Consider the following 14,698-nt stretch of genomic DNA (forward strand, 5'->3'; position numbering starts at 1 on the left):
GCAAGTCATTGAAAAACAAGCCTTCATGGAATTGGTCATTTTTTGACCAAGCTAAGACAAGCGGCGTTTTTCGCGCGGAATCGACGCTCCGACCTGGCGTTCATCCACAAACTTATCCACAGGCGGTGTGGATAAGCGGTTTTTCCCTACGGAAGCACAGACTTAGGCTCCAATCCTTAGCGATTCATTTAGAAAGGTCATGCAAACTGCCCAGTCCGTGGCAGAGCGGGTGCGACCACAGGCCGTTACCCCACTCACTGGCGCTCGCGCCGCTCCGTTTTCGTCGCGCCGGCAAGTCTCACCTGGGCAGCGCCATCTCGGCGCGCACGCCGCTGGCGATGCTCATGCAGACGCAGTACGCGTCGGCGCGCACCGCGCCACAGCAACCAACCGACGACCGCGACTGCGAGCACGACCAAGGCGATCACGATGCCGTGGCCTTGGCGGATCGCGCCGAGCAGCCAATCCCGGCGCTCGGCGCCGAAATAGCCGAGCCAGATCCAGCACGGCACCGAGATCAGCGCGGCCAGACCATCAAGTGCGACGAAACGCCAGTATGAAACCCGATGGGTCATGCCCGCAGTGAGGAACACCGCCGCGCGCAAGCCGGGCAGGAAACGGGCGAAGAACAACATGCGGTTGCCGTAGCGATCGAACTTCTCCTGCACCCGCGCGTAGCGGCGCGGCGTGAGCACGCGCGCGATCCACGGCAACTTGCGCACCCGCGGGCCGAAGTGATGGCCGAGCAGGAACATCACCGAATCGCCGACCATGACACCCGCCAACCCAACCACGATCATCAGGCGCAGATCGGCATGGCCGAGCCCGGCAATGATGCCGCCGGCAACCAGCGAGACATCCTCGGGTATCGGCACGCCCATGCCGCAGATGATGAGCACCACGAACAAGGCGGCATAGCCGTTTTCGATGAACAGGCGAATGAGGGCGTCGAGCAGGGACATCACGGACAAGGCGGACGGGTCGCCGCCGATTCTACGTTGCCCGCACGGGTTTGCGCGCCCCGCGACGGCGTCGCCTAGATGCCCACCTGCCCGTGGCAAGCGGTCAAATTTCCAGCAGGCTTCCGAAATTGTGCCAACCCCTGGATCGATCGCACGCTGGGATGCACTCGTGGGCGGCTTGCCCCCGATATGTCTGTAACATCCCGATGCCGAATTACGGCGTACAGGAGGCCACAACATGGAAAGAATGAGCACACTCATGGCCGCTTGCGTGGTTGCCCTGATGGTCTCGATCGGCGCACCCGCGAATGCTGGCGAGACACCTTCAGGCCAAGGGCGGCAAGGCATCGCCGGCTACACGGTCACCTATCGGCATGCCGCTGCCGGTACGCGGGACGATCCGGTCGTCACCGAAACCAGGACCGGTGATCCGCAGGCCAAGTGGGGTGGCAATGGCAACGGACCGCCTGACATCGGTGATCAACGAACACGCACCTGGTTGGACGGGCCGGATTCCGGGGTGGTTATCAGTTCCATGAAATCCTTGATCGCTGGCAATATCTCAACGCACCCATCCATGGGCCGCCGGGCGCGGGTGATGGACCGCAAGGCTGGGCCGAAATCTCCAACGTCAGTCGTCCAGCCACCCTCATCGACTGCAACAAGCTGTTGCATAAGACTTGCAGCAGCCTCTGACCATCGGCCAGAACCGCATGTTGCGAGCGTGCACGAGCCCGGTTCACGATCGGGGCCGTCATGTCCCGAGATTGATTCCACCTGCTTGGCGAGCCATGCACTCGCATCCGCAGCACGGATGACTGGAGTCCTGCGCATCAGGCGGAGAGTGAGACGCAGAAGGTCAGCGCATCGAAACGCGCGCGGCCAGAAGATCCTCGAGATCGGCTCCGGCAGTGCGTGAAGCCTCCAGCTGCGCGCGCGTCCAGGTCTCCAGCAGCCGGCCTTCATGCAGCAGGGTCACATGGTCGGCCCAATGCTGGGCGAGATCGAGGGAATGGGTCGCCAGCAGCACCGCGCAACGCCCGGCGTCGACGCGCGCGCGCAGATGCCTTTTCAGCACCAGGGCACTGGCCGGGTCGAGGCCATTGAAGGTTTCATCGAGTACGATCAAGGCCGGCTCACCGAGCAGGGCAATCAGTGCGCCGACTTTCTGCCGCGTGCCATAGGACATCAGCGCGACGGCATCATCGAGCCACGGCGCCAGACCCAAGGCATGCGCGAGCTCGAGCACCTCTTCATCGATCTCGCTCAGTCCCTTGGCCGCCGCCTGCACGGCCAGACATTCGCGCGCGCTGAGCAGTTCGGGCAGACGTTCCGGAGCGATCGCATAGCCGAGCCGCTGCTTGGCCGCGACGGGCGTGGTGAGCAGGCTGTGTCCCTCGATCTGGACTTGCCCCGCGAGCGGCTGCAAACGATCCACGCAGCAGTCAAGCAAGGTGCTCTTGCCACTGCCATTCGCGCCCAGCAACACCAGCCAGTGCCCACGGTCCAGTTGCAGATCGAGATCGCGCAGGATGCGGCGACCACGCCGTTGCGCCGCGAGTCCGCGGATTTCGAGGACGGGAGGACTCATCAACATTTCCCTTGAGATCGCAGCGCCCAAGTGATCACGCCCAGACACACGAAGAGCCAGCACAGAACCAGCGCCAGCACGACCGAAAACGGCGCAGCCAGAGCAAGCGCGACGAGGCCGATTGCGCTGGTCAACGCCAGCTGAGCACAGCACGGAAGCAGGAGCAGATGTGTCTGCCATCGCCGCCGTGGCAGCGGTACAACGCGCAGGAAGATCATGCTCGACGCCAGCGCCGTGCGTGTCGCGCGCAACAATCCCCACGCAGCCAGCACGAGGATCAGCAGGGCGATTTCAAGCAAGGCGATCGCCGGCGTGGTGCCTGCCGGCAAGGTGAGCAAGAGAGCGCCCACCCACTGTGCATGCTGGCGCGGCTGCGCGTCGGCCAGCCATTGCGCTCCCGGCCATCGCCGCAGCGCCGACCAGTCGGCACGCGCAGCGTCCACGGCCGTGCGCTGACGCAGCCGTGGCAAGGGCGCCGCGGCGTCGACGACCGGCACGCGACCGTGATGCCAACCCACGGCAAATCCGGCTGCGAGCGCAAACGCGCTGCCCGACAGTACGCCACCGAGGTCGCGCACGGCCCAGACCGCGAGAATCAGCAAGACCGCACTTGCCGGCACTAGCAACGCGATGATCGCCTCGCGCATGAGCTGTGCGTTCAGCGCCTCGTGGCCGATCGGCGCTGACGCGAGCCAGGACTCACGATGTACCTGTTCGCCACGCTGGCGCCGACGTCTCGCGAAGTGCCAGGCGCCGAGTGCGGCGAACGACACGACGAACAATCCCTGACGCTGCAGGAAGGGCAACATTGCATGCATGCGTGCATGCCAGGCAGACCACGCATCCAGCAAGGCGACAAGGCACGCGGGCAACAGCACGAGGGTGATGCGCAGTGCGTGCAGGCGAAAGCGGCCGCGCGCCGCATCGGCGTAGCAGTCGGCCAGCGCAAGCGCCTTGCGCGAATTCAGAATCGAGGCAGCCATGCACGGTGCGACCAGCGCCACATCTCAAGGTTCACCTTGACCTTGCTGCCCTTCCAGTCAATTCCACGCGGCGCCACCAGGATCGGACTTCTCAGCCATCGGCAGGAAGGAGCCATGAGCAGTCATTTCACCAACCGCTCGTCGACCAGATTCCTGACCACCGAGGGATCGGCGAGCGTCGAGATGTCGCCCAGCGCCTCGGGCTGGTTCTCGGCAATCTTGCGCAGGATCCGGCGCATGATCTTGCCCGAGCGCGTCTTGGGCAGGCCAGGCGCCCACTGCAACTGGTCGGGCGTGGCGATCGGGCCGATTTCCTTGCGAACCCAGGCCACCAGTTCCTTGCGCAGTTCCTCGCTTGGATGCTGGTCGGCCCTGAGCGTGACGTAGGCGTAGATGCCCTGACCCTTGATGTCGTGCGGATAGCCGACCACCGCCGCCTCGGCAACCTTGGGGTGGGCCACCAGCGCACTTTCCACCTCGGCGGTGCCCAGGCGATGCCCGGACACATTGATGACATCGTCGACGCGACCGGTGATCCAGTAGTAGCCATCCTCGTCGCGACGCGCGCCATCGCCGGTGAAGTACATGCCCGGATAGGTCTTGAAGTAGGTATCGATGAAACGCTGGTGGTCGCCGTAGACGGTACGCATCTGCCCCGGCCAGGAATCGGTGATCACGAGATTGCCCTCGGTCGCGCCTTCCTTGATCTCGCCGTTGGCATCGACGATCACCGGCAGCACGCCGAAGAACGGCAACGTCGCCGATCCCGGCTTCTGCGCGATCGCGCCGGGCAGGGGCGAAATCAGGATGCCGCCGGTTTCGGTCTGCCACCAGGTGTCGACCACCGGGCAGCGCCCATCGCCAACCACTCGCCAATACCACTCCCAGGCTTCCGGGTTGATCGGCTCACCGACCGAGCCGAGCAGGCGCAGCGAGGCGCGCGAGGTGGATTTCACCGGACCATCGCCATCACGCATCAAGGCGCGGATCGCAGTCGGCGCGGTGTAGAGGATGGTCACCTTGTGCTTGTCCACCACCTGCCAGAAGCGTGAGCTGTCGGGGTAGTTGGGCACGCCTTCGAACATCAGCGTGGTCGCGCCATTGGCAAGCGGCCCGTAGAGCACATAGCTGTGTCCGGTGACCCAGCCGACATCGGCGGTGCACCAGTAGACATCATCCTCACGCAGGTCGAATACGGCTTCGTGCGTGTAGGCAATGAAGACGAGGTAACCGCCGGTGGTATGCAGCACGCCCTTGGGTTTGCCGGTGCTGCCCGATGTGTAGAGGATGAACAGGGGATGCTCGGCATCCACCACCACAGGCTCGTGGGCAGTGGACTGACCTTCCATCAATACGTGCCACCAGCGGTCACGCGGCGCCTGCATCGTCACCGCGCCGCCGGTATGGCGTACCACCACGACGGTCTCGACACTGTTGGTGTCGGGCCGTTGCAGCGCCTCGTCGACATTGATCTTGAGTGGCACTTTCTTGCCGCCGCGCAGGCTCTCGTCGACGGTGATCAGCACCTTGCACTGCGCATCGGCAATGCGGCTGGCCAGCGAATCAGGCGAGAAACCACCGAACACGACCGTGTGGATCGCGCCGATGCGCGCACAGGCGAGCATCGCCACCGCCACCTCGGGAATCATCGGCAAATAGATCGCGACCCGATCGCCCTTCTTCACGCCCAGGTTGGTGAGCATGTTCGCGGCCTGGCACACCAGCGCGTGCAGCTCGCGATAGCTGATGTGGCGGGATGCGCCTGGATCGTCGCCTTCCCAGATGATCGCGGTCTTGTCGCCGCGCGTGGCGAGGTGACGATCGAGACAGTTGGCGGCGAGGTTGAGCTGGCCATCGGCATACCAGCGGATATGCAGGTGGCTGGCGTCGAACGAAGTGTCCTTGACTTGGGTGTAGGGCCGAATCCAATCGAGGCGTTTGCCGATGCGGCCCCAGAAGCCTTCCGGATCGCGGATCGACTCGGCGTAGTCGCGCTCGTAGGTGGCGCGGTCGATGCGTGCCTTGGCGGCAAACCCGGGTGCGACGGGGTGGATGTTCGACATGGCTGACTCCTGCAAGAGACCAGACGGGCCCGTTGCCCAAGTGTGCCACGCAACGACGGCAATGCATCCGACTTGGGTCAAGGCTTCGACCAATGACGAATGGCAGGCTGGCAACAGCCGCGAAGTCCTCGCGACGCCATCCTGGAGAACCCATGAACAGCCCAGCACGCCCCCACGCGCATCGTGCACTGGCGGCCGCGATCGCCGCCTTGCTCGTCCTGCCCCTGAACGCGCAAGCCAAGGATCCGTCCCAGCAGTCACTGGAAGCGCGCATCCAGCAGCTGGAAGCCGAATTGGCTGCGATCAAACAGGAAATCCGCGCGCAGCGACACGCGGTCGAGCAGGTCGCGCAGCAGGCGGCCGCGCCGCCAGCAGCGCCGCCGGCCCCACGGGAAGAGCCGAAATCGGCGGTATTCACCACCGCCAAGGGCGTATCGGTGGCGCTGCACGGCCTGATCAACGCCAGCGCATTCAGCCAGAATCGCAGCTTCAGTTTCGGCAATGGCCAGAGCGCGCAGTACCCGGTTCCGGGCGCGAGCGGCACGCTCAGCGGCTTCGACATACGCAACACGCGCTTCTGGCTCGATTTCACCGGCGCCCAGCTCAACGAATCCTGGGACGGCGGCGGTCGCATCGAAATGGATTTCTTCGGCGGCTTCAACGGCAGCGGCCCCTACAGCCACCAGCAACCGGTGCCGCGCCTGCGCCAGGCCTGGCTCGACATCGCCAATCCCGGGATGGGCAGCCGCATCCGCATCGGCCAGCAGTGGGATCTGATGTTCCCGGTCGACGTCTTGCCCACCTCGCCCACCCATGTGTCCTTCCCGCTCGGCTTCGGCAATGGCTTCGTCGGTTGGCGCTTCCCCGGCGTGGTGTGGATGCAGGACGTGGATCTGGGCTCAGGCAGCGCCAAGTGGCGATTCGACGTCGGCGCCTTCGAAGGCTCGTGGAACGGCCCGGGCGCGACGACCAATTATCTCACCGGCGGCAATGTCGACTTCCAGCCGCAGATCGAGGCGCGCGTGCGCGCCGCGGGCTCCAACTGGGTCGCCTTCGTGGCCGGCCGCTACAGCAAGATCGACCTGCGCGGCGTGGACGGCACGGCGGCGACGCCGGTCAAGTCCAGCGTCGACAGCTCCGGCATGCAGGTCGGCGGTCAGTGGACGCCGGGCGCCTGGGTACTCAAGGGCCTGCTCTACACCGGCAACGGCCAGGGTCAGATTTTCGGCAACCTCGCCCAGTTCGGCGACATCGGCGAAAGCGGCGGCTTCGTCCAGGTCGGCTACAAGTTCGACCCGCACTGGAACATCAATGCGTTCTACGCAACGAGCAAATCCGATCGCGCGGACGTGGTCGCCTGGCAGGGCAATGGCGCCAGTGGCCTGCTCAAGAGCCGGCAGGCCGCGCTCAGCCTCATCTACGCGAGTGGCCCCTATCAGCTCGGCATCGAATGGATGCATGACCAGCTCGACTCGCTCAATGCCGGGGCGCTGCGCAAGACCAGCGGCAACCAGCTCAGCGCGAGCGCCCAGTACACGTTCTGACCCGGCCCGCGGCTGCCGGACCGGATCCGGCGGCCGCGGAGGTCAATCATCCGATGCTGCTGCGCCGGCTCACGATCTTCGTGATCCACGTGATGATGATCAACGGCCCGTCCGCGGCGTGATCGGTCGAACGGTTCCCGACCCGGACGCGCCACTGCTCGATGCGCCTGCCGTATCACACCGGCAGCGACCGCTTCGGCGGCTCCGTGCCCGCGATCCCGTTTGCCCTGTTCGTGTTCAAGGGCGATCTCCACTACGGCCCGTGGTACACGATCATCGTCGCCCTGATGACGGCGTTGATCGGCCTCCTGTTCCCGCCCGAAACCAAGGACGTCGACCTTTCCAAGTGACATCGGCGGTTGCGGATCGCCGGGCCTTGCAGCGCCCGGGAGCCTTCTCCCTGCGGACGGCTCTCTGCTTGCCGGCATCCACTGCAATCGCTTGTGTGGTTGCGAAAACAGCGTCGCATCGCTCCACTACAATGCCGCCCATGCGCATCGGTCCCCATGCCATCGCGCCGGCCATCATCCTCGCACCGATGGCTGGCGTCACCGACAAGCCGTTCCGCCTGCTGTGCAAGCAGCTCGGCGCGGGCTTGGCCGTGTCGGAGATGACCACCGCCGATCCGCGTCTGTGGGCCACGCGCAAGTCGCGCCAGCGCATGGATCACATCGGCGAACCCGATCCGGTGAGTGTGCAGATCGCCGGCCATGATCCGGCCCTGCTCGCGCAGGCTGCGCGTGCCAACGTCGAGCATGGCGCGCAGATCATCGACATCAACATGGGCTGTCCGGCGAAGAAGGTGTGCAATGTCTGGGCCGGCTCGGCCCTGCTCCAGGACGAGGCGCTGGTCGCACGCATCCTCGACGCAGTGGTGCGCGCGGTCGAGGTGCCGGTCACGCTCAAGATCCGCACCGGCTGGAACCACGACAACCGCAACGGCGTGACGATCGCGCGTATCGCCCAGGACTGCGGCATTGCCGCGCTCGCGGTGCATGGCCGCACGCGCGCCGATCTCTACAACGGGCAGGCCGAGTACGAAACCATTGCCGCCATCCGGCAGGCGATCACGATTCCGCTGATCGCCAATGGCGACATCGATTCACCGCACAAGGCGCGCGCGGTGCTCGCGGCCACCGGCGCCGACGCGATCATGATCGGGCGCGCCGCGCAGGGCCGACCGTGGATCTTCGGCGAGATCGCCCATTTCTTCGCCAACGGCGAATTGTTGCCACCCCCCACGCCCGAGCAGGTGCGCGACATCCTGCTCGGCCACCTCGACGCGCTCTACGCCTTCTACGGCGAGCAGCATGGCGTGCGCATCGCGCGCAAGCACCTGGGCTGGTACGCGAAGGATCGCCCGGAGAACGCGGCGTTCCGCAGCGTCGCCAACCGCGCCGACAGCGCGGCCGAGCAGCTGAGCCTGACGCGCGACTATTTCGATGCGCTTGCCGCGGGACTCGCCCACGAATTCGCCGCGGCGGCTTGAGCCAATCCGGCGCCACCTTTGTCGGCAGCCGCGGCAACCCTGCAGTGGCGACTGATTCGAAGATGCAACACCAGGGGTCAGCCCTTGGCCTCGATTGCGAGCGGGCAGTGACAGGCACGAGCCGCACTGGATATCCACCGCAGCAGCGCGCGGCGGCGTTTGTTACCCTTGCACGGTCGCCCCGCTCGTCGTGTCCATGCCTGATTCTGGTTTCCTCGCCGATCGCGCCCGCGTGTCCTCGCTTGCGGCGCTCGCTTGCTGCGCCCTGCTCGCAGCGGCGGCGTTGTGGCTGCTCGCGCGATTGGCGCTGAGCCTGTGGTCGAGCAGCGCCGTGGTGCCAGCCAGCGGCACCCGCACGATCAACGTGCGCGCGCCGGCAAGCCCGGTTTCGGTCGTGCGCTTCCACCTGTTCGGCATCACGCCGCCGCGCGCAGGCAGCAACGGTCCGGGCGCGCCCGCATCAACAACCGGACTGATCCTGCGCGGCACCCTGGCCGATCGCGATCCCAAGGCGGGCGTCGCCGTGCTCGACGGTGCCGGCAACGGCGAGCGCAGCTTCCGCGCCGGCGAGGATGTCCTGCCCGGCGTGCGCCTTGTTGAAGTCCATGCCGACCACATCGTGCTCTCGCGCGGCGGCGTGCAGGAAACCCTGCGTCTGGTGCGCGACACCAACCTCGATCCGACCAACGTGGTGCGGCCGACGCCGGGCATCGCCAAGGGCAGCGCCACCGTCAGCTCGGCGACGCGCACCGGTGCAGGCAATGTGGCCGTGCCCGCCGCCCCGGTTTCCAGCGAGACGCAGCGCACGAGCGCGCGATTGCGCGCCAATCCGGCCGAACTTGCCCAGCACGTGCAGATCATGCCCGTGCTCGACAACGGCAAGCTTGCGGGCGTGCGCGTTTCGGCCAGCGGCGAGGAGGCGACGCTGCTCGCCCAGGCCGGTCTGCAGCCAGGCGATACAGTGATCGCGGTCGATGGCCAGCGCATCGATTCGATCGAACGCGGCCAGCAGATCGTGACGCGGCTGGGCTCGGCCAGCAGCGCCCGCGTCACCGTGCTGCGCAATGGCAAGACCGTCGATCTCACGGTTGCATTGCGATGAAACCCTTATCCAAACGATGGTGCTCCCGCGCATGAATGCGATTTTGCTTCGCCTGTTCCCGCTTGCGCTGTGCGGCGCGCTGTTCGCAGCGGCCGTGCAGGCGCAAACCAATTCGCCGGCCGCACCGGCCCATGCCGCCACCGCCGATGGCCGGCATACGCTCAATCTCAAGGATGCCGACATCCAGGCGCTGATCGCCACGGTCAGCGAGATCACCGGCAAGAACTTCATCGTCGGTCCGAATGTGCAGGGCAAGGTCACCGTGGTGTCGGCGCGGCCGATGAAGCCCGACGAGATCTATGACGTGTTCCTGTCGGTGCTGCGCGTGCATGGCTACGCCGCGGTCCCTTCGGGCAGCATGGTCAAGATCGTGCCCGATGCGATCGCGCAGACCGATGCCGCCAGCGCGGTCAACGGCAACCAGCAGCATGCTGCCGACGAACTGGTCACCGAGATCGTGCCGGTCAAGCACGTCTCCGCGGCCGAACTGGTGCCGATCCTGCGCCCGCTGATGGCACAAAGCGGTCAGCTCATCGCCCACGCCAGTTCCAATTCGCTGGTGATTTCCGACCGCGCCGGCAATGTCGAGCGGCTCAAGACCATCGTCAGCCGCATCGACACCGTCTCCGATGCACAAGTGGAGATGATTCCGCTCACCCATGCCAATGCCGCCGAACTTGCGCGCACGCTCACCGCTCTGTCCGACGACAAGGCCGCGCAAGCGAATGGCGAGGCGGTGCGCGTGTTCGCCGATACCCGCACCAATTCGATCCTGCTCGCCGGTGCCAAGAACGGGCGCCTCAAGATGCGCGCGCTGATTGCGCATCTGGACACGCCGGTCAACGGCGGAGGCGATACCCAGGTGATTTACCTGCACTATGCGCGCGCCAAGGATCTGGTGCCGATCCTGCAGGGCGTTGCCACCACGCTCTCGGGCATGGCGCCGCCCAATGCCGGCAAGGGTGGCGAAGGCGGCGGCGGTGCCAGCGCCTCGACCGCGACGATCCAGGCGCACGAGGAAACCAATTCCCTGGTGGTCAGCGCGCCGCCCGCGGTGTTCCGCTCGCTCGCCAATGTCGTGCGCGAGCTCGACATCCGCCGCAACCAGGTGTTGATCGAAGCGGTAATCGCCGAAGTCGCCGACCAGACCGCGAGCGAACTCGGCGTGCAATGGCAAATGCCATTGGGCAAGCAGGGCCAGCACGTGATCGGCGGCACCAACTTCACCGGCCCCTCGCGCGGCAACAACATTTTCAACGCCGCGCAGAATCCACTCGGCGTCGGCAACGGCTTCAACCTCGGCTACATCGACGGCACGGTCTCGATCGGTGGTCACGAGCTGTTCCAGATCGGCGCGCTGCTGACCGCCTTGCGAGGCGACGGCAAGTCCAACATCCTGTCCACGCCCTCGGTGCTCACGCTCGACAATCAGGAAGCCGAGATCAAGGTCGCCAAGGAAGTGCCCTTCCTCACCGGCCAGTACACCACTGGCGCGCTCGGCGCCACGACCACCACCAACGGCGGCGCCACCACCACGACCGGCATCACCAATCCATTCCAGACCATCGAGCGCAAGGATGTTGGCCTCGTGCTCAAGGTCAAGCCGATGATCAATGTCGGCGACTCGGTGCGACTGGACATCCATCAGGAAGTCTCGAGTCTGCTGCCGCCGGTCGCAGGCGCGGTCGACCTGGTCACCAACAAGCGCGAACTCACCACCAGCGTGCTGGTGCAGGATGGCGCCCTGCTCGTGCTCGGCGGTCTCATCGATACGCAACAAAAGGACAACGTGCAGAAGGTGCCCGCGCTGGGCGACATTCCGCTGCTCGGCAACCTGTTCCGCTATCGCAGCAACGACCGCAGCAAGACCGATCTCATGGTGTTCCTGCACCCGAAGATCCTGCGCGATGCGGCGACCGAGGCCGCGGTGTCGAGCGAGAAGTACAACTACATGCGCACCGAGCAGTTGCAGATGCGCCAATCCGACTGGCCGATCACGCCGCGCGAGCAGCGGCCAATGCTGCCCGAGGTGCATGACTTCCTCGCCAGTCCCGCGCTCGATGCATCTGCTGCGCACAAACCCGCGACCACGCGCAAGCCATGAACTCGATCGACAAAATCGGCGTGACGGAAGCCTCTGCATGACGACGGTCGCGCCCGCGCGACCGGGTTTCGGCTACGCCAAACGCCACGGCGTCGCGCTGACCGGCTGCAAGGACGGTCACGCGCTGATCAGCTGTCGTCCCGGCGTGAGCGTGGAGGTGCTGGCCGAACTGCGGCGCCATCTCGCACTGCCGCTGCGCCTGTCCGCGCTCGAAGCAAGTGCCTTCGATCGCCTGCTGCGCGATCTCTACGAACAGGGCGATGACGCGCGCGCGATGGTCTCCGATCTCGACGAGCGCCTCGATCTGCGCACGCTCGCCGACGAATTGCCCGAGCCCGAGGATCTGCTCGAGTCCGATGACGACGCGCCGATCATCCGCCTGATCAACGCCCTGCTCACCGAGGCCGTCAAGGAAGGCGCCTCCGACATCCACATCGAGCCCTACGAGAATCGACTGGTGGTGCGCTTTCGCATCGACGGCGTGCTGCGCGAAGTGCTCAGCCCGCGCAAGGCGATCGCCAATGCGGTGGTCAGCCGCATCAAGGTGATGGCGCGGCTCGACATCGCCGAGCGGCGCCTGCCACAGGATGGCCGCATCGGCCTGCGCGTGGCCGGCCGACCGGTGGACGTACGCGTGTCGACGATTCCCGCCGGGCGCGGCGAGCGCGTGGTGCTGCGTCTGCTCGACAAGCAGGCCGGCAAGCTCGATCTCGCCCAACTCGGCATGAGCGAGGCGGCCCAGCAGCACCTCGAAGATCTGATCGCGCGCCCGCACGGCATCCTGCTGGTCACCGGCCCGACCGGTTCGGGCAAGACCACCACGCTGTACGGTGCGTTGCTCAAGCTCAACGATTCCTCGCGCAACCTCATGACGGTCGAGGATCCGATCGAGTACTACATCGACGGCGTCGGCCAGACCCAGGTCAACACACGCGTGGACATGACCTTCGCACGCGGCCTGCGCGCGATCCTGCGCCAGGATCCCGATGTGGTGATGGTTGGCGAAATCCGCGACCTGGAGACGGCCGAGGTTGCGGTGCAAGCCTCGCTCACCGGCCACCTCGTGCTGTCGACGTTGCACACCAACTCCGCGGTCGGTGCAATCACGCGGCTGCGCGACATGGGTGTGGAGCCGTTCCTGCTGTCATCCTCGCTGATCGGCGTGCTCGCCCAACGCTTGGTGCGCGTGCTCGACCCGGCCACACGCGAAGCCTATGCAGCCACGCCCGCAGAGCTCGCCGCATTCGGACAGGCCGCCGATGCGCAGGTCACGCTGTATCGACCGCGCGCCGATCTCGCCGCGCAGGGTCGTGGCAATGGCTACAAGGGCCGTACCGGCATCTACGAACTGGTCAGCCTCGACGATCGCCTGCGCAAGCTCATTCACGAAGGTGCCGCCGAGTCTGAACTCGAGCGCCATGCCCGCAGCCGCTCACCCTCGATCCTCGCCGACGGCTGGCGCAAATGCGTGGCCGGCATCACCTCGACCGAGGAAGTGCTGCGTGTGACACGCGAAGAGTGAGCACGACCGCTCCGTTCCCGGCGTGACGCGACAAGCGCAGCCATCGCTGGAACAATAGGCGTCGGCTCACAGGAGAGAGCATGCCCGCGTTCGCCTACCAAGCCCTCGACGCCAGCGGCAAGACCCAGCGCGGCGTGTTGCAAGGCGATACCGCGCGCTCGGTGCGCGGCACGCTGCGCGAGCGCGGCCTCAATCCGCTGAGCGTGGACGAGGTGCGCGAGGACGCCGGCGGCCGCAAGCCGTTCGCGCGACGCGGATTGGGCGCGACCCAACTCGCCCTGCTCACGCGCCAGCTCGCCACCCTGCTCGGCGCGGGCCTGCCGATCGACGAAGCACTCGCCGCGATCTGCGAACAAAGTGATGGCGATCGTCAACGCGAAGTGGCGATGGCACTGCGCGCGCGCATCAGCGAGGGCGCGAGTCTGGCCGGCGCGCTGCGCGAGTTTCCCGACACCTTCCCCGAGCTCTACTGCGCGAGCGTGGCTGCCGGTGAACAGTCGGCGCAACTCGACCATGTACTCGACAAGCTCGCCGACCACGCCGAGGCGAGTGACAACCTGCGTCAGAAAGTGCTTGCCGCGCTCACCTATCCGCTGTTGTTGACGCTGGTCGCGATCGCAGTCGTCACCGGACTGCTCGGCTGGGTGGTGCCGCAGATCGTGGGCGTGTTCGAGAACATGCATCAGGCGCTGCCGTGGCCGACACGCATGCTGATCGCGCTGTCGGATTTCGTGCGCCATTGGGGCTGGCTGCTGCTGGTCGCGATCACGGCCGCGATTGTCACTGTGCGCCTGCTGTTGCGCAGTCCGGCCACGCAGGCACGCTGGCATGCCTTCGTGCTGCGCCTGCCGCTGATCGGTCGGCTCGCGCGCGCTGCCGATACCGCGCGCGCCACGCGCACGCTCGCCTTGCTCGCCGGCAGCGCAGTGCCCCTGCTCGATGCGCTCGCGATTGCCGCCCAGGTGGTGGCCAACCGCTCGATGCGACAGGCGCTGTCCGGCGCCGCAGTCAAGGTGCGCGAGGGCAGCGCGTTTGCGCGGGCACTCTCCGACAGCGGGCAGTTTCCACCGGTGGCGCTGCGTCTGATCGGCAGCGGCGAGCGCTCGGGTCAGTTGCCGCGCATGCTCGAGGAGGCCGCCAACCAGGCGCAACGCGACCTGGATCGCAGCCTCACCACCCTGACCGCGATGCTCGGGCCGCTGGTGATCCTCGCGGTCGGCGCAATGGTGCTGTTCATCGTGCTGGCGATCCTGTTGCCGATCTTCGATCTCAACCAGATGGTGAAGTAGGGCCGCGGTCGGTGCGGGCGACCGTTCGGTATCGCGGGCAGCGCGGCAC

Annotated in this window: 11 protein-coding genes; 7 read left to right on the plus strand and 4 right to left on the minus strand. The window is 66.1% G+C overall.

Annotation, left to right across the window (positions count from 1 at the left end):
* Positions 1-254 precede the first annotated feature (254 nt).
* The 4 genes from KF759_RS00140 to acs form a co-directional block, all read right to left on the minus strand.
* Positions 255-962, minus strand: coding sequence for a DedA family protein (locus KF759_RS00140; RefSeq protein ID WP_291222101.1), 708 nt, complete (start codon positions 960-962; stop codon positions 255-257).
* 859 nt (positions 963-1,821) lie between these two features.
* Positions 1,822-2,553, minus strand: coding sequence for an ABC transporter ATP-binding protein (locus KF759_RS00145; RefSeq protein WP_291222103.1), 732 nt, complete (start codon positions 2,551-2,553; stop codon positions 1,822-1,824).
* Positions 2,553-3,536: a hypothetical protein gene (locus KF759_RS00150; protein ID WP_291222105.1), complete on the minus strand. Its 984-nt coding sequence runs from the start codon at positions 3,534-3,536 to the stop codon at positions 2,553-2,555. Before KF759_RS00150 ends, KF759_RS00145 begins: the two co-directional genes overlap by 1 nt.
* A gap of 122 nt (positions 3,537-3,658) precedes the next feature.
* On the minus strand, positions 3,659-5,599 hold the full coding sequence (gene acs, locus KF759_RS00155; protein WP_291222107.1) for an acetate--CoA ligase: 1,941 nt from the start codon (positions 5,597-5,599) through the stop codon (positions 3,659-3,661).
* A gap of 152 nt (positions 5,600-5,751) precedes the next feature.
* Here acs and KF759_RS00160 point away from each other — a divergent pair, with 152 nt between their 5' ends.
* The 7 genes from KF759_RS00160 (at position 5,752) to gspF (ending at position 14,649) form a co-directional block, all read left to right on the plus strand.
* Positions 5,752-7,143 carry a hypothetical protein gene (locus KF759_RS00160; RefSeq protein ID WP_291222109.1) on the plus strand — a complete coding sequence of 464 codons (1,392 nt, stop codon included), beginning with the start codon at positions 5,752-5,754 and terminating at the stop codon, positions 7,141-7,143.
* 161 nt (positions 7,144-7,304) lie between these two features.
* Complete coding sequence (locus tag KF759_RS00165) at positions 7,305-7,493, plus strand: hypothetical protein (RefSeq protein WP_291222111.1); 189 nt, start codon at positions 7,305-7,307, stop codon at positions 7,491-7,493.
* Between the two features lie 140 nt (positions 7,494-7,633).
* A complete protein-coding gene (gene dusB / locus KF759_RS00170) occupies positions 7,634-8,632 on the plus strand; it encodes a tRNA dihydrouridine synthase DusB (RefSeq protein WP_291222112.1) in 999 nt (332 codons plus the stop codon).
* Between the two features lie 196 nt (positions 8,633-8,828).
* Entirely contained in the window at positions 8,829-9,734 is a 906-nt protein-coding gene (locus KF759_RS00175) for a type II secretion system protein N (RefSeq protein WP_291222114.1), read from the plus strand.
* A gap of 31 nt (positions 9,735-9,765) precedes the next feature.
* The gene (gspD, locus tag KF759_RS00180; protein ID WP_291222115.1) at positions 9,766-11,838 is read left to right on the plus strand and encodes a type II secretion system secretin GspD; all 2,073 of its coding nucleotides are present in this window, start codon (positions 9,766-9,768) and stop codon (positions 11,836-11,838) included.
* Between the two features lie 37 nt (positions 11,839-11,875).
* Positions 11,876-13,360: a type II secretion system ATPase GspE gene (gspE, locus tag KF759_RS00185; RefSeq protein WP_291222117.1), complete on the plus strand. Its 1,485-nt coding sequence runs from the start codon at positions 11,876-11,878 to the stop codon at positions 13,358-13,360.
* An 80-nt stretch (positions 13,361-13,440) separates the two neighbouring features.
* Positions 13,441-14,649 carry a type II secretion system inner membrane protein GspF gene (gene gspF / locus KF759_RS00190; protein ID WP_291222119.1) on the plus strand — a complete coding sequence of 403 codons (1,209 nt, stop codon included), beginning with the start codon at positions 13,441-13,443 and terminating at the stop codon, positions 14,647-14,649.
* Positions 14,650-14,698 lie beyond the last annotated feature (49 nt).

This window comes from Dokdonella sp. (genome assembly GCF_019634815.1).
Taxonomy (GTDB): domain Bacteria; phylum Pseudomonadota; class Gammaproteobacteria; order Xanthomonadales; family Rhodanobacteraceae; genus Dokdonella_A.